Source organism: Mesorhizobium sp. M1B.F.Ca.ET.045.04.1.1 (assembly GCF_003952465.1).
Lineage (GTDB): Bacteria > Pseudomonadota > Alphaproteobacteria > Rhizobiales > Rhizobiaceae > Mesorhizobium > Mesorhizobium shonense.
Window position 1 is genome coordinate 1,368,277 of record NZ_CP034448.1, and the last position, 26,566, is coordinate 1,394,842.

Annotated in this window: 22 protein-coding genes and 3 pseudogenes; 22 read left to right on the forward strand and 3 right to left on the reverse strand. The window is 58.7% G+C overall.

Annotation, left to right across the window (positions count from 1 at the left end):
• Positions 1 to 29: 29 nt before the first annotated feature.
• Positions 30 to 563 (reverse strand): peroxiredoxin, encoded by a 534-nt coding sequence (locus EJ071_RS06725; protein ID WP_029356553.1) that lies wholly within the window; start codon positions 561 to 563, stop codon positions 30 to 32.
• A 1,174-nt stretch (positions 564 to 1,737) separates the two neighbouring features.
• On the opposite strand from EJ071_RS06725, the gene EJ071_RS06730 reads away from it, so the two are divergent.
• The 4 genes and pseudogenes from EJ071_RS06730 (at position 1,738) to EJ071_RS06745 (ending at position 6,580) form a co-directional block, all read left to right on the forward strand.
• Positions 1,738 to 2,049 carry a hypothetical protein gene (locus EJ071_RS06730; protein WP_206437555.1) on the forward strand — a complete coding sequence of 104 codons (312 nt, stop codon included), beginning with the start codon at positions 1,738 to 1,740 and terminating at the stop codon, positions 2,047 to 2,049.
• 832 nt (positions 2,050 to 2,881) lie between these two features.
• Entirely contained in the window at positions 2,882 to 4,012 is a 1,131-nt protein-coding gene (gene hisC / locus EJ071_RS06735; protein ID WP_126097317.1) for a histidinol-phosphate transaminase, read from the forward strand.
• A gap of 79 nt (positions 4,013 to 4,091) precedes the next feature.
• On the forward strand, positions 4,092 to 5,126 hold the full coding sequence (locus tag EJ071_RS06740; RefSeq protein WP_126097318.1) for an LLM class flavin-dependent oxidoreductase: 1,035 nt from the start codon (positions 4,092 to 4,094) through the stop codon (positions 5,124 to 5,126).
• Positions 5,127 to 5,365: 239 nt separating this feature from the next.
• Positions 5,366 to 6,580 (forward strand): annotated as a pseudogene (locus EJ071_RS06745) (IS3 family transposase).
• Here EJ071_RS06745 and EJ071_RS06750 read toward each other — a convergent pair.
• Both EJ071_RS06750 and EJ071_RS06755 read right to left on the reverse strand, forming a co-directional pair.
• Positions 6,567 to 6,683 (reverse strand): annotated as a pseudogene (locus EJ071_RS06750) (transposase); the annotation flags it as partial. The pseudogenes EJ071_RS06745 and EJ071_RS06750 sit on opposite strands and share 14 nt — an antisense overlap.
• A gap of 8 nt (positions 6,684 to 6,691) precedes the next feature.
• On the reverse strand, positions 6,692 to 7,027 hold the full coding sequence (locus tag EJ071_RS06755; protein WP_126097319.1) for a hypothetical protein: 336 nt from the start codon (positions 7,025 to 7,027) through the stop codon (positions 6,692 to 6,694).
• 171 nt (positions 7,028 to 7,198) lie between these two features.
• Between EJ071_RS06755 and queC the strand changes: the two genes are divergently transcribed.
• The 18 genes and pseudogenes from queC (at position 7,199) to EJ071_RS39220 (ending at position 26,543) form a co-directional block, all read left to right on the forward strand.
• Entirely contained in the window at positions 7,199 to 7,897 is a 699-nt protein-coding gene (gene queC / locus EJ071_RS06760; protein WP_126102496.1) for a 7-cyano-7-deazaguanine synthase QueC, read from the forward strand.
• Positions 7,897 to 8,253 carry a 6-carboxytetrahydropterin synthase QueD gene (gene queD / locus EJ071_RS06765; RefSeq protein WP_126097320.1) on the forward strand — a complete coding sequence of 119 codons (357 nt, stop codon included), beginning with the start codon at positions 7,897 to 7,899 and terminating at the stop codon, positions 8,251 to 8,253. The genes queC and queD overlap by 1 nt, the downstream gene beginning before the upstream one ends.
• 5 nt (positions 8,254 to 8,258) lie before the next feature.
• On the forward strand, positions 8,259 to 8,984 hold the full coding sequence (gene queE / locus EJ071_RS06770) for a 7-carboxy-7-deazaguanine synthase QueE (protein ID WP_189342945.1): 726 nt from the start codon (positions 8,259 to 8,261) through the stop codon (positions 8,982 to 8,984).
• 835 nt (positions 8,985 to 9,819) lie between these two features.
• Positions 9,820 to 10,572 carry a carbonic anhydrase gene (locus tag EJ071_RS06775; RefSeq protein ID WP_126097322.1) on the forward strand — a complete coding sequence of 251 codons (753 nt, stop codon included), beginning with the start codon at positions 9,820 to 9,822 and terminating at the stop codon, positions 10,570 to 10,572.
• A 160-nt stretch (positions 10,573 to 10,732) separates the two neighbouring features.
• Positions 10,733 to 10,929, forward strand: a pseudogene (locus EJ071_RS39215) (7-carboxy-7-deazaguanine synthase QueE); the annotation flags it as partial.
• A 1,093-nt stretch (positions 10,930 to 12,022) separates the two neighbouring features.
• Positions 12,023 to 12,916 carry a nitrogenase iron protein gene (gene nifH / locus EJ071_RS06790; RefSeq protein ID WP_024505261.1) on the forward strand — a complete coding sequence of 298 codons (894 nt, stop codon included), beginning with the start codon at positions 12,023 to 12,025 and terminating at the stop codon, positions 12,914 to 12,916.
• An 87-nt stretch (positions 12,917 to 13,003) separates the two neighbouring features.
• The gene (nifD, locus tag EJ071_RS06795) at positions 13,004 to 14,506 is read left to right on the forward strand and encodes a nitrogenase molybdenum-iron protein alpha chain (protein WP_024505262.1); all 1,503 of its coding nucleotides are present in this window, start codon (positions 13,004 to 13,006) and stop codon (positions 14,504 to 14,506) included.
• 129 nt (positions 14,507 to 14,635) lie between these two features.
• The gene (nifK, locus tag EJ071_RS06800; RefSeq protein WP_024505263.1) at positions 14,636 to 16,177 is read left to right on the forward strand and encodes a nitrogenase molybdenum-iron protein subunit beta; all 1,542 of its coding nucleotides are present in this window, start codon (positions 14,636 to 14,638) and stop codon (positions 16,175 to 16,177) included.
• A gap of 61 nt (positions 16,178 to 16,238) precedes the next feature.
• Entirely contained in the window at positions 16,239 to 17,714 is a 1,476-nt protein-coding gene (gene nifE, locus EJ071_RS06805) for a nitrogenase iron-molybdenum cofactor biosynthesis protein NifE (RefSeq protein ID WP_095489376.1), read from the forward strand.
• Between the two features lie 8 nt (positions 17,715 to 17,722).
• Positions 17,723 to 19,075, forward strand: a complete 1,353-nt coding sequence (gene nifN / locus EJ071_RS06810) for a nitrogenase iron-molybdenum cofactor biosynthesis protein NifN (protein WP_126097323.1) — start codon at positions 17,723 to 17,725, stop codon at positions 19,073 to 19,075.
• On the forward strand, positions 19,072 to 19,569 hold the full coding sequence (nifX, locus tag EJ071_RS06815) for a nitrogen fixation protein NifX (protein WP_126097324.1): 498 nt from the start codon (positions 19,072 to 19,074) through the stop codon (positions 19,567 to 19,569). The genes nifN and nifX overlap by 4 nt, the downstream gene beginning before the upstream one ends.
• A gap of 16 nt (positions 19,570 to 19,585) precedes the next feature.
• Positions 19,586 to 20,065: a NifX-associated nitrogen fixation protein gene (locus EJ071_RS06820; RefSeq protein ID WP_024505267.1), complete on the forward strand. Its 480-nt coding sequence runs from the start codon at positions 19,586 to 19,588 to the stop codon at positions 20,063 to 20,065.
• A gap of 107 nt (positions 20,066 to 20,172) precedes the next feature.
• Positions 20,173 to 20,877: a response regulator transcription factor gene (locus EJ071_RS06825; RefSeq protein WP_245454716.1), complete on the forward strand. Its 705-nt coding sequence runs from the start codon at positions 20,173 to 20,175 to the stop codon at positions 20,875 to 20,877.
• Positions 20,878 to 20,972: 95 nt separating this feature from the next.
• The gene (locus tag EJ071_RS06830) at positions 20,973 to 21,836 is read left to right on the forward strand and encodes a universal stress protein (protein ID WP_126097325.1); all 864 of its coding nucleotides are present in this window, start codon (positions 20,973 to 20,975) and stop codon (positions 21,834 to 21,836) included.
• 842 nt (positions 21,837 to 22,678) lie between these two features.
• Complete coding sequence (locus tag EJ071_RS06835; RefSeq protein WP_063169368.1) at positions 22,679 to 23,977, forward strand: SidA/IucD/PvdA family monooxygenase; 1,299 nt, start codon at positions 22,679 to 22,681, stop codon at positions 23,975 to 23,977.
• A gap of 13 nt (positions 23,978 to 23,990) precedes the next feature.
• Positions 23,991 to 24,368: a hypothetical protein gene (locus EJ071_RS06840; RefSeq protein WP_024505270.1), complete on the forward strand. Its 378-nt coding sequence runs from the start codon at positions 23,991 to 23,993 to the stop codon at positions 24,366 to 24,368.
• Between the two features lie 272 nt (positions 24,369 to 24,640).
• The gene (locus EJ071_RS06845; RefSeq protein WP_126097326.1) at positions 24,641 to 25,786 is read left to right on the forward strand and encodes a TlpA disulfide reductase family protein; all 1,146 of its coding nucleotides are present in this window, start codon (positions 24,641 to 24,643) and stop codon (positions 25,784 to 25,786) included.
• Positions 25,787 to 26,114: 328 nt separating this feature from the next.
• Positions 26,115 to 26,543 (forward strand): DUF269 domain-containing protein, encoded by a 429-nt coding sequence (locus EJ071_RS39220; protein ID WP_063170387.1) that lies wholly within the window; start codon positions 26,115 to 26,117, stop codon positions 26,541 to 26,543.
• Positions 26,544 to 26,566 lie beyond the last annotated feature (23 nt).

Genomic DNA, 26,566 nt, shown 5'->3' on the forward strand with positions numbered 1-26,566 from the left:
TGGGTTGTGTGAGACTTGCCACTTCTGGGTCATGCCGCCGCCTTCAGTTTGTCGAGAACGTTTTGCGGGGATGAAACGCCATAGGGGTCCGTCTCGCAGTTGTCACAGAAGCCTTCCTCCTCGAACCACTGCTCCACCACGCCATCGTCGATCAGAGCGGCGTATCGCCAGGAGCGCATGCCAAAGCCCAGATTGTCCTTCGCGACCAGCATGCCCATTTTGCGCGTGAACTCGCCCGACCCGTCTGGGATCAGCTCGATCTTCTGCAGCCCCAAGGACTTTCCCCACGCATTCATGACGAAAGCATCGTTGACCGAGACGCAGTAGATCGCGTCAATTCGCAGTTCCAGAAATTGATCATAGAGTTTTTCGAAATCGGGCAGTTGGAAGGTCGAGCAGGTCGGGGTGAAGGCGCCAGGCAGCGAGAACAGGATGACGCGCTTGCCCCCGAAATAATCGTCGGAGGTCTTGTTCTCCCACCGATAAGGATTTGGCCCCCCGATCGACTCATCGCGAACACGCGTGCGAAAGGTCACGAGAGGAACGTTCTTTCTGTCGGTCATTGATTTGCTCCCAGGCCAAAGTGGTACGGTGCATTTTTCGGTTAAACTGAAGCGGCATCGACTTCGGTCGACAGTTCCGGCAGCCTCGCGCCTTGGCGTGGTTGCCTCGGACCGGTCTTGTGCAAGACCGCCCCCGAGCAGGCACGTTTAAAGGCGACGAGCTTCCGCGGAGACGGGGAATTTCGCTCGCGTGCTTTATCGAGCTTTGAGAGGTAGGCATGGTCTGCAACCGTGATTTTGACTGCGTTCTATCGACCGAGTCGCAAGCGCCATGCCAATTGACCCGATGCCTTGGGTTCACTTCGGTTTTTGCAGCAACTTTCGTGTTGTGCAGTAATGCCGGTCGATATTATTGCTCAAGCAGCACTGGAAATTGGGTGCGACTCCGTTCGGCAAACCCGGCCTTTGTCCGAAGCCGGACACGAATGTCGGAAATAGCCAAACGCCAGGATCTGGGGCGGGTTAAGAAACGTTGCCGTGGGCACCGGCTTCAGCACAATTGCGCCACGCGAGCATGGCTCCCAGCGTCAATGCCGTGCAGCAGCGAGACGAAGTCACTGCAGAATATCAACCTCTGCGAAGTCGTTGAAACCCAGCATGTGCGAGCCGTTCGAGGCGCAGATCAAGGCATGCTCGAGGAAGAGCTCGTGCTCTCGGCAGCAAGTGTTGCGACGTCTGACAAGGATCGTCGCGCTTCAAGGAAAAGAACCTGAATGGTGCACGGCTTGTGAAGGCCGGCGCATGGAAATGGCTGGGCTGATCATCCTCCATGAGGGTTGAATGAAGAGCTGGCCCCTATCTCCCTCAGCTGCAACGGGGGGAGGTAGGGCATGTCCGTCTATCGCGCTGGGTAACATTCCTCGGTGAGGCAATAAGGGGGAGCAATTTCTCATTTCGGCAGACACGACCCAGCTCTCCTTTCATGCGCTGATTCCCCCAAGGGAAATCGCGACTCCAGGCTTCCTATGCAGCGAATCGCGGTGCTGTCCGATGTCCGACAATGTCGGATGCGGATCGTAGCTGGGCTAGATCCGTCACTTTGCCTCGATGGTTTCCCACTGGCCTTATATCTGCTTCGCCCCAAATGCGGCGACATAACCTGTGCGGCATCTGTGAATGGATCGACTTCAATCGAGACCTCGGAGGTCCCGATGCGCGAAGGGAGCTTGCCGATATGACGGCCACCATAGCGAACCACGGTCCGGACGACGAGGGGACTTGGATCGGCGGGCCTGCGGCGCTGGGACACCACCGCCTGGCAATCATCGATATCCAGGGCGGCCGTCAGCCGAGGATGCTCCAGGAGGATGGCCGACCTGACTTGGTGCTCGTCTACACGGGTGAGACTTACAACTACCGCGAGCTGCGTCAACAGCTGGCCGGCCTAGTCCATCGCATGAACACGAGCAGTGACACCGAGGTGGTGCTGCACCGCCCCCGCGAGTGGGGCTCTTCGGCGGGTACACTTTTTTCACGAAATCCGTGAATGTTTCTCGCGACATCATCCCGCAATCGGTGGTGCAGCGGGTGAAGAGCCCGTATCCGGCTATCCAGAATGCCGCCTACGACAAAATACTACGTACGCGGTTCACTGCGATGCTGGACGACCTAGTGCCGGCAGTGGCACCGCTGTTGTCCGTCGACAGGTCCCGCGCTTGCTCGGTGCGACCAACAACCTTAAGCGCTAGGGCGTAACCTGACCCTGCAAGATCTCCTCACCGACTATAAGGTGCGCCTCACGATCTGAGACGATGGGACAGGATGGCTAAGGAGGTGCGCCGTCTTGCATGCCCCGCCACCGAGGCGAACCCTCTTGGCTACGCGCGCCACAGCGACGCTCCATATCGTCAGGCCTGCGTCTCATGCTCAGATGAGCCGGTATTTGGCTCTCTCATCAGCAAACCGAGAGAGCCCATGCCAAGACGGAAGCAAGCAAGACGAACGAGCGTCAGAGATATCCTGCGCCTGACCCATAAACAGGGCAGTCCGGTGGGCCAGGTGGCAGAGCAACTGAGGTTCGGCAAGACTTCGGCTTCCACCTATCTGCGGGCGCTGGAGACGGGCTGTCGTGCAGGCCCTGCATGCGGCTTTGAGGACGATGCGATGTTGAAACACCGTCTGTTGCGCCGAATCGGCCGTCGGCCACACGTTGGGTCGTCATCAGGTTCTCGACAGCTTGCCGGTGTCAAATCCAAACCGTGGTCGGCGATCCCCACCAGGGTGGGAAGGCAGCGCTGATATAGCCGAACGTCGATCAAGTCACGATCAACTATTGCCTCATGTCACATGCCCTGCGGGACTGAAAAACGGAGAAGAACATGTGCGATGCAAAACTGAAGACCGTGCTTTCGCTTTTTTCGCCGGTGGCCAGCAAATTAGATGCTCTCTCGTCCAACGGACCAGCGACGGATGCAAATTGCGTTAAGCTAAATACGAACGAGAACCCGTTTCCGTTGCCGAAGAGCGTAATGCAAAGTGCAATTGCTGCGATCGAACACCAGTATCTTTATCCGGAAGACGACAATCTCAGCTTAAGGGCAGCTGCCTCCGATGCTTACGGATTTTCCAAAGATCAGGTGATTGCCGGCAACGGTTCGTCGGAGCTGCTCGGACTCATCTACAGAGCTTTCCTCGCCCCAGGAGATAGAGTGGCGATGCTGTCGCCCGGATTTTCGTTCAACCGTAAACTTGCCATGTTGCAGGGTGCCGAGTTTCTCGAAATCGCATCGAGCGAAGCTCATCCCCTGCCGATAGAAAAACTGCTGTCCGGCCCCGCAAAAGACGCGAAGTTCATTCTGTTGGCTAATCCGAACAATCCGACCGGAACATTCGTGCCGGTGGCCGAAATCGAACGCCTTGTGGAGCAAGCAGATCGCTTGGTCGTCTTGGATGAGGCCTACGTTGACTTCGCACCCGACAATGCCCTGCGCCTCGTCAATAGACATCCGAATCTTTTGATCTTGAGGACTTTTTCAAAGAGCTATGCTGCCGCTGGCGTGCGAGTCGGCTTCGGTTTCGGTCACCCAGAAATCATTGGCAGGCTGCGCAACATCCAGAATGTCTTCAACATGAACGTGATCGGGCAGGCGGTCGGGAAAAGCATTCTTGCGCATCGCCACGCCTACGAAGAGAACCACAGGCACATCAAGCATGAACGACAGCGAGTGACCCTGGCGCTGTTGCAACTTGGCTTTTCCGTAACACCCTCCCACGCAAACTTTTTGCTGGCCCGTGTGCCGGCGGGACAGGAGGGCTCATGCTGGCAAGCCGCGTTGAAAGAGCAGGCGATCCTCATCGCCAGCTTTCCTGACGTAGATTTGAAGAACTGTATTCGCGTCAGCATTGGCACCACAGAGCAGATGGACAAATTCCTTGCTGCCGCCAAACGAGTCTGTATGAACTTTAAGAAGAATCGCGGTGTGCACAAGCATGAAGTCAATTCACATTAAGCATCAAGTAATAGGTGTCGATGTGTCGAAAGCTATGATGTTTAGTGAATAAATAACAGGTAATTTGGAGAACAATTAATTGAAGAAAATTTCCGCTTCGGGCCTGACCTTCGGCATCTTCGATCATCTGGACGAAAACGGCGATGACATCGCACAACAATATGCAGATCGGCTGAGCCTAGCAGAAGCGTGCGATGGCTATGGCTTTTATGCGTATCATCTCGCCGAGCACCACTGTACGCCGCATGGCAGAGGTCCATCACCGAATTTGTTCTTAGCGAGCGTCGCCCAGCGAACCCGCAGTCTTCGTGTTGGTCCCATGGTAATGCTACTTGCGCTCTATCATCCGCTGCGTGCCTTCGAGGAGATCTGCATGCTTGATCAGTTGAGCGGCGGCAGGCTTGAACTCGGCATAGGGCGCGGCTCTGCTCCCACTGAATTGGGATACTTCGGGGTTGCTGTAGAAGCAGCACCAGAACAGTATGCGGAGGCCAGCGAGATTCTCATCAATGCGATGAAAGGCGGGACGCTTTCTTATCAGGGCCGCCACTTTGATTTGAAAGACGTTCCGCTGACGTTGAGACCTCACCAATATCCCCATCCGCCGACATGGATCGCCACCAATCGACCCGAGCCGGCTAGCTGGGCCGCCGCGAATGGGGCAAACATCGCCTGCGTCGGACCTTCCACTTCTGTTCGCAGCGTTACCGACGCGTTCCGCGCCGCCAGAATTCACGATGCTGACATTGGCCAGCAAGCGCCATTTCTTGGATTGCTCCGAATGGTGGTGATAGGGCGTTCTGAAACAGATGCGTATTTGCTCGCAGCACCTGCCTATGAACGATGGCTCAATAGCTTCAAATTTCTATACGAACTAAATGCCATTTCCACTCCACCAAACTTGCCTTTGAACTTCGATGCAGCAATTGAAAGTGAATTGTGCGTCGTGGGAACGGCAGATTCTGTCCGAAAAGCTCTCCTTGATCAGCTGGAAGAGGCAGGTGCTAATTATCTTCTGTGTCAACTGGCATTTGGGGATTTGCCGCTGGATGCCTCACTATACACCGCATCGGCCATTCGATCCGAAATCATGGCTCGAGTTGCCGCATCGTGAATCCGTCTGTGATTGGAGGAGCAGCGGCAGCGCTGCTCCTCATTGCGAAACGGTTGTGGGGGCCGGACTAAACCATTGGAGCACGTCCTATCTGATCCAGGTCATATCCTGCGGCTGTGAAGTAGTTGGCACATTCGGCTGGGGTGAAGAGGTCGACGACCGCGCCGAGGCGTCCTGACCTTGCCCCTCTGATCTAATCCGGTTCGAAGTTCGTTCTGGCCCCTCCAGAGGACCAGGACATGAAACGCAGCCGCTTCTCTGAAGAGCAGATCATCGGAATTTTGAAGAAACACGAGGCCGGGGTATCGGTTGGCGATCTGTGCCGCAAGCGGGGGTCAGCGACGCCTCGATCTACAATTGGAAGGCCCGCTTCGGCGGGATGAATGTCTCCAAGGCTCGGCGACCTGAAGGCGCTGGAGGACGAGAACACGCGCCTGAAGCGGCTTCTGGCCGACGCCATGCTCGACAATGCCGCGTTGAAGGACCTTGTGGGAAAGAAATGGTGACGCCCGCGGCCAAGCGGAAAGCTGTCGCTCGCCTGAAGGAAGGCTTCGGGATGAGCGAACGGCGGGCGTGTAAAGCCATCGGCTGTTGCCGCATGACGGTTCGCTACCAGACCAGCAGGCCGGACGACCGCGAGGTTCGCGAGCGGATGAAGGCGATCGCGCAGGTGCGACGCCGGTTCGGCTACCGGCGTCTTCTCGTCATGCTGAGGCGGGAGGGCCTGGTCGTGAACCACAAGAAGCTGTTCCGGCTCTATCGGGAGGAGAAGCTCGCCGTTCGCCGCCGTGGCGGCCGCAAGCGGGCGATCGGGACAAGGGCGCCGATGCTGGTGCCGCTGAGGCCCGACGAGCGCTGGTCGCTCGACTTCGTATCGGACCAGCTCACCGACGGGCGCCGCTTCCGCATCCTGGCCGTCGTCGACGACTGCACGAGAGAGTGCCTGCGCACTCATCGTTGATACGTCTCTCTCGGGCATGCGGGTTGCCGCGAATTGGACCGGCTCATCAAGAGCGCGGCCGGCCAGGATGATCGTCAGCGACAATGGCAGCGAGTTCACCTCGAACGCCATCCTCCCCTGGGCGGATCAGAACCGCGTCGAATGGCATTACATTGCGCCCGGCAAGCCGATGCAGAATGGCTTCATCGAGAGCTTCAACGGCCGACTGCGCGATGAACTGCTCAACGAGACGCTGTTCACCTCGCTGGCTCAGGCGCGCGTCGCCATCGCCCTGTGGCACGCCGACTACAGCACTGCGCGACCGCACTCCCAAATCGCCTGGCAGACCCCGGCCAAGTTCGCCAGCACCTTCAATCCGCGACGGTCGCTCGCGCTGCGCTATGCCAAAGGCTTCGCGCCAGCGCCCGTCGCTTCACCCGCCCAGCAGGGCACAACCCACGCCGGAAACGAACTCAAAACTGCTGGGGGCAACGTCAGTCCCATAGAGCCTTGATGGTTCTCTCGGCCTTTGCTCGCAGCAGCGCCTTAGGTTTGGCGAAGGCGTTCTCAATCGGATTGAAGTCGGGACTGTAGGGCGGCAGGTAGAGCAGGCTCGCCTGCGGCCTCAATCGCGCCGCGCAGGGTTCTCCAGGCGGATGTCGCCAATGTAAAATTTGCTGGCATCCATGCCGCCCTCGCTTTCTGGTTCGAGATCGGAAAATCGCCGAATAATCAGCACATCAACCTGCGCCTGAAGGAGCTCACTGCCACTTTCGGCTGGCGGGGTGTGCCGCCCCACAAATAGAATATCAATTGTCGTGCCAACCGCACAAGCGAAGGCCAGAAAGCCAACATGTGTTCTGCGGCTTAATTGAGAGTCAGCCGATGTCGGCCGAACATCACCTTGTCTCGAAGTCGACGATCCGACAGCAGGTTGCGAAAGTTGGCGCGATGCGAACAAACTGCTGAAGCGCTCAACTTTTATTGATCACGCGTGTTGGACGCGACGCACTCCCGTTCCAATCGGCTGAGCGCAAATTCTCCCGGTTCACAAAACTAAGTCGCTGGAGTAGTGAGGGCGCAGAGAAATCTCCGGTCGCAGCCTTACCCGGTCAAAACAAGGATACCAATGATGAAGACTCTCGCCGTCTGCTCTGGCGGATTGGACTCCGTTTCCCTTGCTCACATGGTGGCAGCGGAGCACGAACTCACCGGCCTTCTATCTTTCGACTATGGCCAACGGCACAGGAAGGAATTGGGCTTCGCCGCTCTTTGCGCGCAGCGACTGAAGGTCCCGCACCAGATCATCGACATCGGCGAAATTGGCCGTGGCCTTTCCGGCTCAGCGCTGACTGGCAGTATCGACGTGCCGGACGGCCACTACGCCGAAGACACGATGAAGATTACGGTGGTGCCGAACCGCAATGCCATCATGTTGGCAATCGCCTTCGGTCTCGCCGCCGCCCACAGCGCCGAAGCGGTGGCGGCGGCCGTGCATGGCGGGGACCATTTCATCTATCCCGATTGCCGTCCGGCCTTCATTGAAGCTTTCCAGACAATGCAAGACCGCGCGCTCGACGGCTATGCGCAGATACGCCTCTATGCACCGTATGTGAATCTCGGAAAAGCTGACATTGTTGCGGATGGCGCAAGATACGGCACCCCGTTTGCTGAGACCTGGTCCTGTTACAAGGGCGGCGTGCGTCACTGCGGACGATGCGGGACCTGCGTCGAGCGGCGCGAAGCGTTCCATCTCGCCGGGCACGCTGATCCCACCGACTACGAGGACGCCGATTTCTGGCTTGAGGCGCTGCGCAGGAGGCGCGCGTAATGTTCCACATCAGCAAGGAATTCCACTTCTCGGCCTCGCATCAGCTCACCTCCTTGCCTTCCAACCATCAATGCGCGCGCCTGCACGGGCATAACTATGTCGTCGTAGTGGAGCTGTCGGCCAAGGAACTGGACGCCCACGGCTTCGTGCGCGACTATCACGATCTGGCGCCGCTCAAACGCTACATTGACGAGAGCTTCGACCATCGGCACCTCAACGACGTGCTGGGACATGAGAAGGTCACGGCGGAATGCCTGGCCAGACATTTCTATGAATGGTGCAAGGCACGTCTGCCGCAGACCGCGGCCGTGCGCGTTAGCGAAACACCGAAAACTTGGGCGGAATACCGTCCGTGACCGACATGCATCCCGCAATCCGTGTGAGCGAGATATTCGGGCCGACTATCCAGGGCGAGGGCGTGCTCATCGGCTTGCCGACGGTGTTCATCAGAACCGGCGGATGTGATTATCGCTGTTCATGGTGCGACAGCCTTCACGCGGTGGACAATCAGTATCGCCATGAATGGCTACCGATGCCGATCGATGCCGTGTGGCAAACCGTCCATGCGCTTTCCGGCGGCAGGCCGGTTATGGTCTCCTTGTCAGGCGGCAACCCGGCCATTCAGCCGTTCGGTCCCCTCATAGAACGAGGCCATCGCGAGGGCTATCGTTTTGCACTGGAAACGCAGGGTTCCGTGGTGAGGGAGTGGTTTGCGGATCTTGACGTGCTGACCCTTAGCCCAAAGCCGCCGTCCAGCGAGATGACGACCCGTTGGACTGCGTTTGATGCATGCCTCGAAGCGGCGCAAGAGAAGCCGCAAATCGTGCTCAAGCTCGTCGTTTTCGACGAGAGTGACTATGCCTACGCCAAAGAAGTCGCGGCGAGATATCCGCACCTTCCGATCTATCTGCAACCCGGCAATCACACGCCGCCGCGCCCTGGCAGTGAAGACGCCTCTGTCGACTTGGACGGAATAATGATGCGAATGGAATGGCTTGTCGAAAGGGTGACTAGCGACAGGTGGTTCGAAGCCCGCGTGTTGCCGCAGCTGCACGTTCTGCTTTGGGGTAACAAGAGGGCGGTCTAGTCTGCGGCTTGCGTCGCACCGGAAGGCCGGGCTCCGACGGCTTGGCAGGCTCTCTTCGCGTGCCGAGTACAGCCGAGCTTTGTTCGCGTCAGCGGTCTCGCGATTGTGCGGCTGGAAACCGCCCGGACACCCCGCTGCCGGCGTGTGTCACCTTGACTCCGATGAGCTGTCGTCACGCAAAGTTGAAATCCGTAAGAACTGGCCTTCTCGCCCCACCTGCTCCGTCGCAAGCACGTCATCCCCTCATCCTTGTCCAGCTCTTATCGATGTATCTCATTGTCCGGCCTGGCGCACGACTGTCAGACACCAGAACGCCCAAAGGGGCTGGCCCGCCGGTCAACGGCAGCTGCTAAACAGAACGGCGATGTGCATGGGAATGCATCCATTGCGCAAATGCCTTCCATAAAGAAGATCGATTTCCTCACTGGCCCAACGTGAAATATAGCAACGTTTTCGTGGCGTCGTCGGCTGCGTCGGGAGTAGCGATGAAAACGTATTGGGGTCGCCTGCGTCTCCTTGGGCAGCGAGTGCAAAGTATAGCGATGCGGCCTCAGGCCCGAACGGCAGCCGCGCAGTGATCACCTTCGCCTGTGCCTTTGCGGCGGGGGTCAAGCGCTGGTCTGCTCAAATTTTTCATCGTTTAGCTGGTTGAAACTGCCCCCGTTGCGGGCTGCAGAAGCCGGCCAGCCGAGAAACGGCAGCCGCACTTATGAAAGCACGCCAAGGCATGCGGGCATCCATCAGTTGCAAAGGACAATAGTGGCCGCGCCGATTGGCCATCACGCGTCCATTAGGGCAGCCACCAACATCAGTTCGCAAGAGGAGCAAAAGCAGTATGTATCGTCGTCACCTGATCAAAGGGTTGGTTGCGCTCGGCGCATGCCGGATTTGCGTTCAAGCCGCCCATGCGACCAGTGCCCATTGGGGGTACACCGGTCCGGTCGGACCGGAGCACTGGGCTGATCTGGATAAGGAAAATTTCGTATGCTCTGCCGGCACGCAGCAATCGCCGATCAATATCAACAGCGCGGTCAAGGCGGATATCCGGCATATCGCCATCGGTTGGCACAAGGGCGGCGGCAATATGGTGAACAACGGCCACACCATTCAAATCAATATGCCACAAGGCAGCACGCTGACCCGCGGCGATCGTGTCTACGAACTGGTACAGTTCCATTTCCATGCGCCAAGCGAACATCATGTGGCGGGCAAGAGCTTCCCGATGGAGGTGCATTTCGTTCACAAGGACACGCAAAGTGGTACTCTGGGCGTGCTGGGCGTCTTTTTAACGCCCGGCGCGACAAATGCCAGCTTTGCTGCCCTTGCTGCGGCCTTTCCCGAACTGCCGAATGGGGAGGTTACGATCGACGAGGTGAATCCCAACTGGCTTCTGCCAGCGTCGCTTGGCTATTGGACTTATGAGGGCTCACTGACGACGCCGCCGTGCGCCGAAAACGTCGAGTGGATGGTGGCGATGGAACCGGTTGACGTTGATCCGGCAGACATCCAGCGATTTACCTCACTCTACCCGTCGAACGCGCGCCCTATTCATTCACCCAATCGACGCTTCATCCTGCGCCACAGTTGAGCGCCGCCCCAGCGGTTCCGCACGGTCCAACATTCTTGGCACAAATTGGCGCGAAGCCTCCTCTTCCGGTCTGGCGGTCTGACGGCGCTCCCCAAGCTGGCTAGTCTAAAGGATAGGGATTCGGTGCCGGCACCACTCGTCCCAAAGACGTCGCGGCGAGGTTTGTCTGCAATCCGGCAATCACACGCCGCCCCGCCGTGGCAATGAAGACGTCTCTCTCGAGTCCGACGGAATATGATGCGCATGGAATAGCTGGTCGAAAAGGTGACCAGCGACAGGTGGTTCGAAGCCCGCGTCTTGCCGCAGCTGCACGTTCTACTCTGGGGTAACAAGAGGGCGGTGTATACCTTCTCCTAGCTTCGCCGCCAACTACTCGGTTTTCCGAATTGCTCTCTATATTCTTGAAGGCGATGCGTTCGTTAAAGACATATGCTGCGCACCTGGTGTAAAAGCTGCTCTCATCATGCAGAGGTCAAGCCAGTCGGGCTCATCCGAAGCTATGGCCGTGAGCACTGTTCAGTTCGGCAGAGAGGGCGCTTTTGTACACCATTTGCCATCGAGGCGGCCCCCGTAGCAGTCTGCAAGCTGCCGCGACACTTCCTCTCGAACCCGCCAGCCCGCCTTTCGTGCAGCTCCTCTGAACAAAACCACCGCTCGCCCTTCAGTAGGTTGATGCGCGTCTCCCAGTAAGAGTCCTGTCCAAGAACGTGATAATCTTCTTGCCAGTGTTGTAGCTGATGTTGCCCTTGATGCCGCAGCCTACCGCGGCGGGACCAAACTCAATGGCAAGCAGGCCGGCTAGGATCGTGCAGCCAGTCGCGAGCCTCGCCCACAACGGGGTCTCACGCGCATGAGGGCGCCGACCATGGGTTCGGCGGTTCGTACGCGTATAACACGTATCTTTCTGAAAAAATCAATGCTCTCGGCTAAGCTACTGAATTATTTGGCTTCCATATAGCGCGTCGGCGGAACCAACTTGTAGACGGGCTATGAAAGGTTAAGCGCGGATGTCTATCGGCCGCCGGCGTTCCCGCTCTGTAAGCCTGCCTGAACTACCCGCGCCGCGGTCAAGCCCCAGGCTCCTGCTCATCCAGCGACCGCCCGATCAATGGCAGGCTGGAAAGACAAGAGCCGATGTCTTCCGATGGTCTCGCCATCAGCTTTGGGCTAACTTCCCCATTCTCCCGCTTCGAGCTCGACACACGGCGGTTTGGATGGCGCACGACAATCTGTGTCGGCTTTGTCGTGTCCGTGACAGACGCCTGAAAGGCCCGTTCGCGCGTTTTGCCGCCGTCTAAGCGGCTGGAATTTAATGACAAAGTTTCTTCTGGGATCGGCCGATCACGCTGGTACGCTTTTTGCGATGCTTGGTGTGAGGCGGCACGAGCTGCCTATCGGCACTTGTGTCGCGGGCAGTCGCGATGATTAGAACGAAGGAAGGAAAGCTATTATGTCAGGTCTGCGTCAGATCGCCTTTTACGGAAAAGGCGGCATCGGCAAGTCCACCACGTCCCAAAATACGCTCGCTGCCCTTGTCGACCTCGGGCAGAGAATCCTCATCGTAGGATGCGACCCCAAAGCCGATTCCACACGCTTGATCCTGAATTCGAAAGCTCAGGATACCGTCCTGGATCTCGCCGCACAGGAAGGCTCGGTGGAAGACCTCGAACTCCAGGACGTGCTCAAGGTGGGCTACAGAGGCATCAAGTGCGTGGAGTCCGGCGGCCCCGAGCCGGGTGTCGGTTGCGCCGGCCGCGGCGTCATCACCTCGATCAATTTCCTCGAGGAGAATGGCGCTTATGACGATGTCGATTATGTCTCCTATGACGTCCTCGGCGACGTGGTATGCGGCGGCTTCGCCATGCCGATCCGCGAAGGCAAGGCCCAGGAGATCTATATCGTCATGTCAGGCGAGATGATGGCGCTCTATGCCGCCAACAACATCGCCAAGGGCATCCTCAAATATGCCCATTCGGGCGGTGTGCGGCTGGGCGGGCTGATCTGCAATGAACGTCAAACCGACCGCGAACTCGATCTGGCCGAAGCACTGGCTGGCCGATTGAATTCCAAGCTCATCCACTTCGTGCCCCGCGACAACATCGTCCAACATGCCGAACTCAGGAAGATGTCGGTGATCCAGTACGCGCCGGACTCAAAGCAGGCAGGGGAATACCGCGCTCTGGCCGAGAAGATCCACGCCAATTCGGGCCAGGGTACGATCCCGACGCCGATCACCATGGAGGAGCTGGAGGAGATGCTGCTCGACTTCGGCATCATGAAGACCGACGAGCAGATGCTTGCCGAGCTCCACTCCAAGGAAGCGGCGAAGGCGGCGGCCCAGTAGTGACATTAGCGCTGCCATCAATCGGCGCGCCTTGCAGAGAACGGCGCCTATTCTTTGAGGCGTCACCCAACCTTGAAAGGGGGACTCATGAGCCGGGAATACGAGAATGACGGTGCTCTTCATGCGAAGCTTATCGAAGAGGTGCTGTCGCATTATCCCGACAAGGCGGCGAAGCGCCGCAAGAAGCACCTCAACGTAGCAAAGAGCGGCAACGAGGCTGGCGGGGAAAGCGAGGTCCTTTCCGAATGCGACGTCAAATCGAACATCAAGTCCATTCCCGGGGTGATGACGATTCGCGGCTGTGCATATGCTGGTTCGAAAGGCGTGGTGTGGGGGCCAGTCAAGGATATGGTCCATATCTCGCACGGCCCGGTCGGCTGCGGCCAATATTCTTGGTCGCAGCGCCGCAACTACTACGTCGGTACAACGGGCGTCGACACGTTCGGGACAATGCAGTTCACCTCCGATTTCCAGGAGAAGGACATCGTCTTCGGCGGCGACAAGAAGCTGGAACAGATCATTGACGAGATTGAAGTCTTGTTTCCGCTCAACAACGGCATCACCGTGCAGTCCGAATGCCCTATCGGCCTGATTGGCGATGACACCGAGGCCGTTTCTCGCAAAAAGACCAAGGAGTATGACAAGACGATCGTGCCGGTACGCTGCGAGGGCTTCCGCGGCGTCTCGCAGTCGCTTGGCCACCACATCGCCAATGATGCAATCCGGGATTGGGTCTTCGACAAAAAGGATGTCAAGTTCGAGGCCGGCCCCTACGACGTCAACGTCATCGGCGACTACAATATCGGCGGCGATGCCTGGGCCTCGCGCATACTGCTTGAGGAGATAGGGCTGCGCGTGGTTGGCAACTGGTCGGGTGACGCCACACTCGCAGAGATCGAGCGCGCCCCGAAGGCTAAGCTCAATCTTATCCACTGCTACCGGTCGATGAATTACATCTGTCGGCATATGGAGGAAAAGTATGGCGTCGCCTGGATGGAGTACAATTTCTTCGGTCCCTCCCAGATCGAAGCCTCTCTGCGCAACATAGCCAAGCATTTTGGGCCGGAAATCGAGGAGAAGACCGAAAAGGTCATTGCCAAGTACAGGCCGCTTGTTGATGCGGTCATCGCCAAGTACCTGTCGCGCCTGGAAGGAAATACCGTGATGCTCTATGTGGGCGGCCTGCGCCCCCGCCACGTCGTCACGGCCTACGAGGACCTCGGCATGGTCATCGTGGGCACCGGCTATGAATTCGCCCACAGCGACGACTATCAGCGCACCGGCCACTACGTGAAGAACGGCACGCTGATCTACGATGACGTGACCGGCTATGAGTTGGAGAAATTCATCGAAGGGATTCGCCCAAATCTGGTCGGCTCGGGAATCAAAGAAAAATACCCGGTGCAGAAGATGGGCATACCGTTCCGCCAGATGCATTCCTGGGATTATTCAGGTCCGTATCACGGCTACGATGGCTTTGCCATTTTCGCACGTGATGTGGATCTCGCCATTAACAACCCGGTCTGGGACCTATTCCACGCGCCTTGGAAAAGAAGCCGGGGCGATGAGCGGGCGATGGCTGCCGAATAAACATTTGCTTCAGCCCCAGTCTCCCACTGAGACGGTGAACTCCCGCGGCCTCTGATCCGCCGGAGCCTGGAACGTCTTGACGTCCTGAGCTGCCGTCCCGCGCAGCCAGATGCAAAAGAGGTAATCATCATGCCGCAGTCGGCTGAAAAAATTCTCGATCACGCTCCCCTGTTCCGCGAGCCGGAATACAGAAAGATGCTCGCTGAGAAGAAGCTAAACTTCGAATGTCCGCACCCCGATGAAATCGTTTCCGATCAGCGCGATTTCACCCAGACGTGGGAATACCGCGAAAAGAACCTCGCCCGCAAAGCGCTTGTCGTGAACCCGGCCAAGGCCTGCCAGCCGCTGGGTGCGGTATTCGCTGCCGCCGGCTTCGAGCGAACCATGTCCTTCGTCCACGGCAGCCAAGGTTGCGTCGCCTATTACCGCTCGCACCTGTCGCGCCATTTCAAGGAGCCTGCCGCGGCGGTCTCCTCCTCAATGACCGAGGATGCGGCGGTGTTTGGCGGCCTGAAGAACATGGTCGACGGGCTCGCCAACACCTACCAGCTCTACGACCCCAAGATGATTGCCGTGTCGACGACCTGTATGGCAGAGGTCATTGGCGACGACCTGCACAGCTTCATCCAGAACGCCAAGGACGAAGATTCAGTCCCGCGCGACTTCGACGTGCCCTTTGCCCACACCCCGGCCTTCGTTGGCAGTCATGTCGACGGCTATGACAACATGGTCAAAGGAATTTTGGAGCACTTCTGGAAAGGCCAGGAGCGTACGCAAATCGAAGGAACCATCAACATCATTCCGGGCTTCGACGGCTTCTGCGTCGGCAACAACCGGGAGCTCAAGCGCCTGCTCGATGTAATGGGCGTGTCCTATACATTGATCCAGGATGCCTCTGACCAGTTCGATACGCCTTCGGACGGTGAATACCGCATGTATGACGGGGGCACGAAGATCAACGAGGTGAAGAAGGCCCTCAACGCCGAGGCAACGCTTTCGCTGCAGCATCACAACACCCGAAAGACACTGGGCTATTGCGAGGAGGTCGGGCAGGCGACGGCCTCATTCCACTATCCGCTCGGCGTTCAGGCGACGGACGAATTCCTGATGGAGGTCGCGGCGATTTCCGGCAAGGAGATTCCCGAGGCAATTCGCCTCGAGCGCGGCCGACTGGTAGACGCCATGGCGGACAGCCAATCCTGGCTGCATGGTAAGAAATACGCCATCTACGGTGATCCCGACTTCGTTCACGCAATGGCCCGCTTTGTCATGGAGACCGGCGGCGAGCCAACCCATTGCCTCGCCACCAATGGCACCTCGGCATGGGAAGCCGATTTGAAGAAGCTGCTAGCATCCTCGCCTTTCGGCAAGGCTGCCCAGGTTTGGGCGGGCAAGGACCTGTGGGCGCTGCGCTCACTGCTCTTTACCGAGCCGGTGGACCTTTTGATCGGCAATTCCTACGGCAAGTACCTGGAGCGCGACACCGGAACACCGCTGATCCGGCTGATGTTTCCGATCTTCGATCGGCACCATCATCACCGCTTTGCGCTCTTTGGCTACCAGGGAGCGTTGCGCGTGCTGACGACGATCCTCGACAAGATCTTCGACAAACTCGATCGCGAGACGAGCGAGACGGGTGTGACGGATTATTCCTATGACCTCACGCGCTAAGAGCTGTGGCCGGCTTTTCGCCGAGGCCATTCCTTGCCCAATGGACTGGGGAGGCTGAGCAATGTCCTCCCTCAGCGCCAAAATCAAGGACGCCTTCGATGAGCCCGCCTGCGATAAGAACCGTGGCAAAGATGCCAAGGCGCGCAAGGAGGGCTGCTCGAAGTCGCTGACACCAGGGGCGGCAGCCGGCGGCTGCGCCTTTGACGGAGCCAAGATCGTCCTGCAGCCGATCACCGACGTTGCGCATCTGGTCCATGCGCCGCTCGCCTGCGAGGGCAATTCTTGGGACAACCGTGGTGCGGTTTCGTCAGGGCCGACCTTGTGGCGGACAAGCTTCACGACCGACCTCACCGAACTCGACCTTGTGATGGGGCAGGGCGAGCGGAAACTCTTCAAGGCGATCCGCGAGATCAAGCACACATACGCGCCGCCGGCGATCTTCGTCTACTCGACTTGCGTAACGGCGCTGATCGGTGACGACATCGAGGCTGTGTGCAAACGCGCCACGGAAAAGTTCGGTTTGGCCGTGGTGCCGATCAATGCGCCTGGCCTGGCAGGCTCCAAGAACCTCGGCAATAAGCTCGCCGCCGAGGCGTTGCTCGATCATGTCATCGGCACGGTCGAACCCGACGACCCCGGACCCTACGACATCAACATCCTTGGCGAATTCAACCTCTCGGGCGAATTCTGGCTTGTAAAGCCGCTCCTCGATCGGCTCGGGATCCGGGTGCGCGCCTGCATTCCCGGCGATGCGCGTTACCGCGACATTGCTTCCGCGCACCGCGCCCGGGCGGCAATGATGGTGTGCTCGACCGCGCTGATCAGTCTTGCCCGCAAGATGGAGGAGCGCTGGGACATCCCGTTCTTCGAGGGCTCCTTCTATGGCATCTCCGACACATCGCAAGCTCTTCGAAACCTTGTCAGGCTGCTGGTGAGGAAGGGCGCCGATCCGGAGATCCTCGAGCGCACAGAGACGCTGATCGCGCAGCAGGAGGCGATCGCGTGGAAGAAACTCGAATCCTACCGGCAAAGGCTCCAAGGCAAGCGCGTGCTGCTCAACACAGGCGGTGTGAAGTCCTGGTCGGTTGTCCATGCGCTGATGGAGATCGGAATCGAGATCGTCGGCACCTCGATCAAGAAATCTACGGTGCAGGACAAGGAGCGCATCAAACAAGTTCTCAAGCACGACAAGCACATGTTCGAATCCATGGCTGCGAGCGAGCTGTACGCCATGCTCTCTGAACACAGGGCCGATATCATGCTGTCGGGCGGTCGCACGCAATTCATTGCGCTCAAGGCCAAGACGCCCTGGCTCGATATCAACCAGGAGCGCCAGCATCCTTATGCCGGCTATGACGGCATGGTGGAACTCGTACGCCAGATCGACCTCGCCATTCACAATCCGATCTGGTCTCAGGTGCGCCAGCCGGCCCCGTGGGATTGCCAGCCTGAGCTGATAGGCGAATTGCCGTGCACGAGGAACGAGACCGCGTACCTGTTTGATGAATTCGCCTGCGCGACGGCACACGAGTGTTGAGGCGACCGATGGCCCGCATCCTTCCCCAGAGCAAATCGGCGGCAGTCAACCCGCTGAAGTCGTCGCAGCCGCTGGGTGCCGCCTTTGCCTTTCTTGGCGTCGACGGTGCGATGCCGCTGTTCCACGGCAGCCAAGGCTGCACAAGCTTTGCGCTCGTTCTCTTCGTGCGGCACTTCAAAGAAACGATTCCCTTGCAGACTACGGCGATGGATGAGGTGGCGACCATCCTCGGCGCAGCCGACCATCTGGAAGAGGCGATCCTCAACCTCAAGAACCGCACGAAGCCAACGCTGATCGGGGTGTGCACGACCGCGCTGGTGGAGACGCGTGGCGAAGATTGCGCGGGTGATATTGCCAACATCATGCGGAAGCACACGCAACAGCTTGCGGGTACGGAGGTCGTGCTGGCCAACACGCCGGATTTTGACGGCGCGATCGAAGAGGGCTGGGCCAAGGCAGTCACCGCAATGATCGAAGGGATTACGCGCTCGGGCGAACGGGCGCGGCACCCGAAGAAGATCGCAATCCTACCCGGATGCAACCTCTCTGTCGCCGACATCGAGCATATGCGGGACATGGTTGAAAGCTTTGGGCTCAAGCCGGTTATTCTGCCCGACATTTCAGGCTCGCTCGACGGTACGGTTCCTGACCGCTGGGTAGCGACCACATACGGCGGCACCAGCGTCGAAGACATTCGCGAGTTGGGTACGGCCATGCGATGCATCGCCATCGGTGAGCACATGCGCCGCCCGGCGAAAGCGCTGCTCGGGTTGACCGGCGTGCCTTACGTGTTGTTCCAGTCACTGACTGGGCTGCAGGACACGGACCGCTTCGTGTCGCTGCTGTCTTCGATTTCGGGCGCGGCGGTACCGGCCCGCGTGCGCCGGCGCCGGGCGCAATTGCAGGACGCGATGCTCGACGGACATTTCCATTTCGGCGGCAAGAAAATTGCCATCGCTGCCGAACCAGACCAGCTGTTCCAACTTGCAACCTTCTTTGCTGGTCTCGGCTCCGAGATAGCCGCGGCCGTCACAACGACCGACAGGTCTAAAATTCTCAAGAAAGTCCCGGCGGTTTCGGTTCAGATCGGCGATCTCGGCGATCTGGAAAGTCTTGCCGTCGGTGCTGACCTGCTTGTCACGCATTCGCACGGGCGCCAGGCATCGGAGCGGCTCGGAATTCCGCTCATGCGCATCGGGTTCCCGGTCTTCGATCGACTAGGCAGCCAGCACAAGCTCGCAATTCTCTATCAGGGCACCCGCGACATGATCTTCGAGGTCGCCAGCATCTTCCAGGCCAACCAACACGCGCCCACTCCTGAGGCGCTTGATCCACTCCGTAATCGAGAAATATCACGATGAACGCTGTTCGCCGCCTCTCGCTGGTCAGTAATGAGGTTTTCGCCCCGATGCCTGAACGACGTAAGGGCGCATTGCGCGTTGCGATCGCCACTCAGGACATGCAGGACCTCAATGCCCATTTCGGGTCGGCCAGGCGCTTTGCTGTCTACGACGTGACGCGCGAGGAATGGAATCTCGTAGAAGCCGTGGCCTTCGATGACGTGTCCGATGAAAGCGGGGAGCATCGGGCCGAGCGCGATGATCGCATCACGCCAAAGGTGGATGCGCTCAAGGGCTGTCAGATCCTGTTTTGTCTGGCAATTGGCGGCCCTTCGGCAGCCAAGCTTGTCGCGGCAAAAATCCACCCGATCAAAGTGGCGGAGCCCCAATCGATCCCACAGGTGCTCTTGCGCACGCAGATGATGCTCAGGACGTGTCCTCCGCCTTGGCTGCGCAAGGTGCTGGCGCGAGCGGGCATTGCCGAAAAGAAACCGTCCTTCGAGGACGAGGACTGAAAAGAGGAGGACGCCAATGCCTGACCCCGCAATCCCCCCAGCTGTCGCCGAAGACGAGGCGGCTCTTTGCACCCCGTTCGTCAAATGCCTCGTGCGGCTGATCCGTTCTCAGGATTCCTATGGCTCGTGGGAACGCAAAGCGGACGCTGAGCTGCTGGGCGACTTCATCATTACCAAGGAACAGCGCCGAGGGATCCCAATCATCGGAGATCCCGATCCCGACGTGCTGTGGAGGCTCGACAAGTACTACGCCGCCATCGGGCTTGCGATCGAGGAGCGCTGCGGCCTTATGGCATCGCCGATGATCCAGGTGAGCCATGAGGGTTTTGGTCGGGTGCTTTTCACGACCGGACGGCTGGTCGTTTTGTCCAAAACGCTGCGCGATGTCCACCGGTTTGGCTTCGAGACGCTCCTGAAGCTCGCCACGGCCGGTACGAAGCTGGTCGACGATGCGATTTCAGTCATCGAAACCTTTCCCCACGTGGCGCTGGCATGATGGGCGCGATTTTCGAGAAAGGCCATCATGACGGACCCGAGAAACTATGTTGGCCAGTCCCCTCGATCCAGGGACTCGAGGCCGACCAGGTTGTTGGGGTATCGCCGATGAAGAAGCCGCTGGTCCTGATCTGCTCGCAAGATGCCGAGTTCTATCTGCTCTACAGCCACATACTGGAGGTTGACGGTTTCAGCAGTGAGACGGCAGACGGCGCGAAGGCTGCGCTGGCCTTGGCCGAACAACGGGAGCTTCAGGCCGTAGTGCTGGATTGCGACCCAGCCAGCATAAACGGGTCCGCAATTTGCGCCCACCTCAAGCGGGAACCGCGCACCACCGACCTGCCTATCATCGCCCTGATCGCGCCTGGCGCCGAGCACCAGCACCTCGATCTCTTGAAGGCAGGCGTTGAGAGCTTTGTGCGGCCGGTGGCTCCGGCCAAGCTGCTCGACTGCCTGCGGGCGAGGCTCGGGCTGACCAAGCGTGGTCCGAACGGGGTTGAAAACGACAGTTGGATTTGTTGTGGAGGCCTGGAGATGAAGCTCGATGCCCATCGGGTTCGCGGTAATGGCCACGACATCCATCTCGGACGGATCGATTTCAACGTGCTGCGGCTTATGATTGAGGCCCCCGGCAAGGTCTTCAGCCGGGACGAGCTTATCGGGGCGGCCTGGCTGCCCAACATTCATGTCGGTGCACGCACCGTCGATGTCCATATCAGCCGAATCAGGAGGGCGCTGAAAACGGCCTTGCCCGGCAGCGTCATTCGCACCGTCAGGTCGGTCGGCTACTCGCTCGAGAAGCCGGACGACTGAAATCGGTGGTCGAATGTGGTGCCGCTCTCTCTTCCTCCTGAGAGCGGTGTTGCCGCTTTGAGGCGCTCCTAACGAAGACCAGGAGAAGCAGGCAAATGGAATTTAAAAGCATATTCAGTGTGACGGGTGCTGATCATTCTGATGAGGACCTCACAACAGCTGCCGGACTGTGTGCCGAGGTCGGCGCGCACCTATCGGTACTCATTATACCGCCTCCATTGCTCTTGATGTCGTCTCCGCCCCCCGAATGGAATACAGGACGTGCACAGGCAATTGCAGTACCGAACTATCGATTTCAGCAAATCGAGAAATTTTCACAGGACGTGACCAGAATGGAAAGACGGTCCGCGGATATCCTCAAAAGGCTGAAAGCTATGTCGCTTTCCTGTGACGTTGACACCGACTATTGCGAGCTCGGTGAAGTGGCACGACAACGGGCGCTCTGCGCTGACCTGACGATCGTTGGAGGAGACCTCCTCAACGATGAGACTCTCGGACCTCCTGTTGTCAACGGCTGCTTGTTCGATAGCGGAAAGCCGGTGCTCATCGTGCCGAAGGGCGTTAAGGCGACGCTGTCGCCTCGACGCGTGCTGGTCGGCTGGGATTCGCGTGTAGAGGCCTCGCGTGCGGTTCGGGAAGCTCTTAGTATCCTATCCGCTGCCAGGGAAGTCTGTGTCGCTATGGTCGATCCAAAGGCGCAAAACAACGGGAAAGGCGCGCAGTCCGGAGCTGACATCGCTGCCTATCTTACTCGGCACGGTGCTCGGGTCTCCGTTGACCTGCTTAAGAGCGCCGGCAAATCGGCGGGCACAGTGCTGACCCAGCACGCGAACGACATCTGTGCTGACATGATGGTCATGGGTGCTTATGGCAGCCGTGGGCTGCGTGAGCGGATTTTCGGCGGTCCGCCGAGCTGGAGCTTTGGGAAGACCACATTGCCGCTGTTTTTGGCTCGCTGATCAGCTCCGTAGGAACACCGATCAGGTCGTAGGACCGCCAACCAGTCCGAAGTCGTCGTCGGTTACCGGTCGGATTGCGGAGACATGGCTGGATCCGCGAACATCTTGCGACGCTTGTCAGAGCCAAACCGGACGCCTCGACTGCTTCACGACGCTCTCGTGAACCAACTCGTGCGAGATCGTCCGCAACGGGCAGTAAAGACGAACGGCTGCAGCAGACCGCAGCCAAGCCACAGGGCGGGTGTACCAGGAGACCCCGCCTCGTGCGCGAACCCTGTTGGAAGGCCCCTTATCAGTACCCGGACGCGCGTCAAATCGGCGGCTGTCCCTGTCAGCCTGCGGTGTGCAAGGGCCGCTGCCGCGGAGCTTCCCCTGCCCGATCGTCGGGCGTGCGACAATGTCGGATTCCAGACGAGCTGGAACTGCGCGAACTCGTTGGTTTGACAGATCTTTATCCGGCACGCCGCATGCATGGGAGTCTCCGAAAGCATTAAGAGCCGTTATCCATGGTTACGCCCCTCGAAAGAAAGAGCCGCTTCCGTCGTGGCAGGGAAACAGCCACTCCTGGGGTGGAGGCCGGCGCTAGAAGCCGCCGTAAGATCCGGAAGAGCCGCGCGACAGCATCACACACTTTCCTTCTGCTCTTGGGTTCGGATCACGCCGCGCCGCTGTCGATGCCGCCGACATTGAGCCCAAGACCTGGAAGGCGGCACACGCTTTTGCTGTCCTCTCAGTCGGGACCGCGGCTCAAGCATGCCTGTGAGGTTCGCATTGCTCAATGCCCGGCGATCGACGTCAACATGCCGCTGAGTTGGAAAACACTCCTAGAGGAGTAAGGATAAGTGGACCTCTTTTGTATTGGTGTGGGTGCTGGACCATCTAATTTGAGCCTTGCGTGTCAGATACAGGAAGAGATTGCGCAAGGGGCACTGTTCCTGGACCGGGAGGTCGATTTCCGAGGACATCCAGGCAGCGCTTTCGATTGCGCGGAGCTCCAGGTCGGCCACTTCCAGGATCTGGTTACTCTGGTCAATCCGCGATCAGCCTACACATTCGTAAACTACCTCCACGAGAACGGGCGTCTTTACAATTTCCTCAATGCGCAATTTCACGGGGTGCTTAGAGCCGAGTTCGCCCAATATCTCAACTGGGCGTTCCAGAAGAATCCGCTTGTCCGTGGCGGCGAGGCCGTTCGCGAAATCCGCTTTGACGGCGAGTTTCGCGTGCGGACGGACAACGCGGTCCTTGATGCAAGAAACCTCGTCATCGACATAGGCAAGCAGGCGCAAATTCCGCCTCAGTTTCATGGCTGGACTGGACCCAACCTGTTCCACTCATCTGAGTTGGCCCACATCAATCCTGAGGTGCAAAAAAAGCATGTCTGCGTTGTTGGCGGCGGACAGTCGGGAGCCGAGCTGCTACTGCACCTTGTCGGCCGGCCGAAAGAACGGCGGCCCGCGGCGATCACATGGGTTTTGACGCGCGAGATGCCTTTCGACGACCACGCGTTCACAAACGGGCTGTTCACGCCATGCTTCTCGGATCGTTTTGCTGCGATGAGCGAGGTGCATCGACAGCTGTTCCTGCGGCGTTTCGCGCTTGCCTCCGAGGGCATTTCAGAAAGCAAGTTGCGCGCGGTCTATCAGGCGCTCTACCACCACGCCTTTCTCGAGCCACACCAATGCGAGATCACATTGCGGCCAAGTTGCAACGTGTCGCGCTGCATCAATGCCGGAGCAGGGCACAGGCTCACGCTGCAACGCGGCTTGGACAACATCGGAGAAGTAACCGCCGATATCGTCATCCTGGCCACCGGGTACGAGAAACCGCTGCCGGGTTTCCTAGAACCGATCGCAGATCGCCTCGAACAGATCGGCAATGAGCTCGCCATCGGCGAGGATTTTTCGGTGTACTGGGACGGACCGCGAGACCGACGCCTTTTCGTTCAGAACGCCTGCCTTGGACAGCGCGGGCTGGCTGATCCGAACTTTGGGCTGCTGGCCTGGCGAGCGCGCCGCATCCTTGACAGCCTTCTGCGGCGCGCGCCATGCGCCAATCCCGAGCATCTAGGGTTCATCAACCGTCCCTTGACGGAGTGCTGGCCCGACCTCGGAGTCGAACAAATGGGCAGCGGGATATGATTCGTCGATATTGATGATCGGCGGTGGCATTCAGGAAAGATTTCCGCCTCTGGCGGCAAAAGCGGGACGAGCAATATTCCTACGGCGTCAGATCGCTCTGCTCGCGCTTGAGCAAGGTAGCGTCGCGCGACTCCTGCTTGGCGTGAAACAGCAAAGGGCATTCAATCACGATGCAGCTTTACGTGCTGTCGGGCTCAACGCCACGTGGATCGAGCCCAACGCCGCCGTTGGCAACCGCGACGCGAATTATGACGCCGGGCCACATGCGGCGGTGGCTGCAAGGGTACCGAGCCTCTCCCGCACTTTCGACCCCATCGCCGAAGTGCGACTACTCCAGGACGCCGAAGCCGGTCTTATCGCCAGCGGGCCAGCCAAACTCTCACCTTCCTAAACGGCAGCCGCTAAGGTGAGCCGTCGAAAGCCGACATTCAGGTTAACGTCAGCTGGCCGTGTTAGGGCTCGCTTATTCAAGGCGGTACCGGCGCTTGCCGAAGCTAAGAAGGGTTGGCATGCCCTTTGCCGTGCTTGATGTGCGGCAACACGGTGAGAGCTCCGCTGAAGCAAGCGAGAGGGAGCAATGCCCTCGAGACCGTGTCCGATTTTGACTGGAAAATATTCCGCGACAAAAGAGACGAAAGGTGTGGAATGACTTTGGACACCAAGATGGAACTGCGTATGGGGTCCCCGGCTCCTGCGCTGAAAGTGGAGAACTGGCTGCGTGGCGAGCCCCTCACGAGCCTTCGGCCCGGCAAGGTCTACCTCGTTGAATTTTGGGCGACTTGGTGCCGACCATGTGTCCACGCCATGCCCCATTTGATCGAACTGCAGGAGAAATATAAAGACAGCGGATTTGAGATTATCGGAGTCGCAGCTTGCGAAAAGGCTGCAACCGCGGACGAAGCGCGGACCAACGTGGATGCCTGGCTGACCGAGAAGTTCCCGAATCTGAATTATCGGACAGCGTTCGATTGCACTGGCGAAATGAAAAAGCTCTGGCTGGAACCCAGCTCTTCGTTCGGGATTCCCACCTCGTTCGTGGTCGACCGCGACGGCCACATCGCTTATATCGGCCACCCGGCACCTCTCGATGACGTTTTGCCGAAAGTCCTTAACAGCAGCTGGCGCAGCAGCTATGAAGCGAAAGCCGTCGATGCAAAGCGAATCTCGCGTGTGCGCGAATCGTCGCTGAGTCAGCCGATATACGCCAAACTTGGGCCGGCGATGCAGGACGAGGATTGGGCAGCGGCACTATTGGCCATCGAAGAAGGCCTCGCCGTGATGCCAGACTCTTTTGATTTTCGGCGGGTTCATGCGGATATTCTGCTTCACAAGCTGCGCGACATCAAAACCGGCTTGCCGCTTATGCGCGAATTGGTCGAGGACGCGATCAACAAAAAGTTCGAAGCGATGTCTTGGGTGGTGATGGCGCTGAACCAACTCTTCCATCCCACGATCGACAACTCCCATCTTCCGCATGATGATCGCTTTGCGATGGGCAAGGAGCTCTCCGAACAGATCCTGGAACTTAATCCTCCGCAAGGCGATGGAGACTTTAAATTCGGGTGTTACTTTCCGGTCGCTCAGTATTATTACGAGAGCGGCAACAAGGACCGGGCGATCGAGTTGATCGAGGTGGCAATCAAATCGCTGGACCATTCGGAGCCAGTGCCGGACCAAACCAAACAGCGCTACCTCACCTCGTTGCTCCAAGCCCTGGCCAACTACACGGGTGAGCCTGCCTGTCACGCGGGTCTCTGTGTGGCTCCGCAAAACAAGACTTCCGAAACTCAAAACGCTGTCACTTCCTGAGCAAGGATCGCGAAGGGCATGACAATTGGAATTGGCAAATCCGCCCGCCCAGGCGCACTTCGCAGCAATAACGTCGATGCCGCAAAAGTGCGCGGCTTGCGGCAGGTGGAATTTCCATTGCGTTTACCTCGGGTCGAACCGCGGCGCAGGCGTTCGCGCCGCGGTGAAAGGTCTCGCATTGGTGGACGTGCTCGAGGTCGGCCACGGGACACTGTTGCGTGGGATCGGCTCGCCCAAGCCATTCCCCGCCCACGCAAGCGCCCGAACCACACATCGCAGAAAAAGAGATCGTCCTTCAAGAGGAGTACTGAAATTGGGGAAAAGCGAAATTCCTCATGAACCGGTTGGCCCTGCTGTCCACGGGGACGACGAGGCCCTTGCTTCCCCGTTCGTCAAATGCCTCCTGCGGCTCATTCGTACTCAGGATTCCTTCGGCTTATGGGAAGGCCATTCGGATGCCGAGCTGCTGGCCGAGTTCATCATCACCAAGCAACAGCAACGTGCGGTACCCTTTGGCGGCGATCCCGATCCTGACGCGCTGTGGAGGCTCGACATGTTTTACACCGCCGTAGCGCTTGCGATCGAGGAGCGCTCCGGCGTGTCGACGTCGCCGACAATAGAAATGAAACCCGTGGGGGCTTCCGGCGGTTGGGCGTTCTGTCGAGACGTCCACCGGTTCGGCTTCGAGACTTTCCGCAAACTTGCTGAGGCCGGTACGAAACTGGTCGACGATGCGACTGCAGCCATTGAAGCCTAGCCCGAGATGGAGCGCATCAAGAA

Excerpts from the sequence above, each read along its gene's own strand:
- EJ071_RS06830 (WP_126097325.1), top strand. The coding sequence starts at position 20,973 with ATGGAATTTAAAAGCATATTCAGTGTGACGGGTGCTGATCATTCTGAT.
- EJ071_RS06775 (WP_126097322.1), top strand. The coding sequence starts at position 9,820 with ATGTATCGTCGTCACCTGATCAAAGGGTTGGTTGCGCTCGGCGCATGC.
- nifH (WP_024505261.1), top strand. The coding sequence starts at position 12,023 with ATGTCAGGTCTGCGTCAGATCGCCTTTTACGGAAAAGGCGGCATCGGC.
- queD (WP_126097320.1), top strand. The coding sequence starts at position 7,897 with ATGTTCCACATCAGCAAGGAATTCCACTTCTCGGCCTCGCATCAGCTC.
- EJ071_RS06820 (WP_024505267.1), top strand. The coding sequence starts at position 19,586 with ATGCCTGACCCCGCAATCCCCCCAGCTGTCGCCGAAGACGAGGCGGCT.
- queE (WP_189342945.1), top strand. The coding sequence starts at position 8,259 with ATGCATCCCGCAATCCGTGTGAGCGAGATATTCGGGCCGACTATCCAG.
- queC (WP_126102496.1), top strand. The coding sequence starts at position 7,199 with ATGAAGACTCTCGCCGTCTGCTCTGGCGGATTGGACTCCGTTTCCCTT.
- nifK (WP_024505263.1), top strand. The coding sequence starts at position 14,636 with ATGCCGCAGTCGGCTGAAAAAATTCTCGATCACGCTCCCCTGTTCCGC.
- EJ071_RS06725 (WP_029356553.1), bottom strand. The coding sequence starts at position 563 with ATGACCGACAGAAAGAACGTTCCTCTCGTGACCTTTCGCACGCGTGTT.
- EJ071_RS06840 (WP_024505270.1), top strand. The coding sequence starts at position 23,991 with ATGATCGGCGGTGGCATTCAGGAAAGATTTCCGCCTCTGGCGGCAAAA.
- EJ071_RS06730 (WP_206437555.1), top strand. The coding sequence starts at position 1,738 with ATGACGGCCACCATAGCGAACCACGGTCCGGACGACGAGGGGACTTGG.
- nifX (WP_126097324.1), top strand. The coding sequence starts at position 19,072 with ATGAACGCTGTTCGCCGCCTCTCGCTGGTCAGTAATGAGGTTTTCGCC.
- nifD (WP_024505262.1), top strand. The coding sequence starts at position 13,004 with ATGAGCCGGGAATACGAGAATGACGGTGCTCTTCATGCGAAGCTTATC.
- nifN (WP_126097323.1), top strand. The coding sequence starts at position 17,723 with ATGGCCCGCATCCTTCCCCAGAGCAAATCGGCGGCAGTCAACCCGCTG.
- hisC (WP_126097317.1), top strand. The coding sequence starts at position 2,882 with ATGTGCGATGCAAAACTGAAGACCGTGCTTTCGCTTTTTTCGCCGGTG.
- nifE (WP_095489376.1), top strand. The coding sequence starts at position 16,239 with ATGTCCTCCCTCAGCGCCAAAATCAAGGACGCCTTCGATGAGCCCGCC.
- EJ071_RS06845 (WP_126097326.1), top strand. The coding sequence starts at position 24,641 with ATGGAACTGCGTATGGGGTCCCCGGCTCCTGCGCTGAAAGTGGAGAAC.
- EJ071_RS06825 (WP_245454716.1), top strand. The coding sequence starts at position 20,173 with ATGAAGAAGCCGCTGGTCCTGATCTGCTCGCAAGATGCCGAGTTCTAT.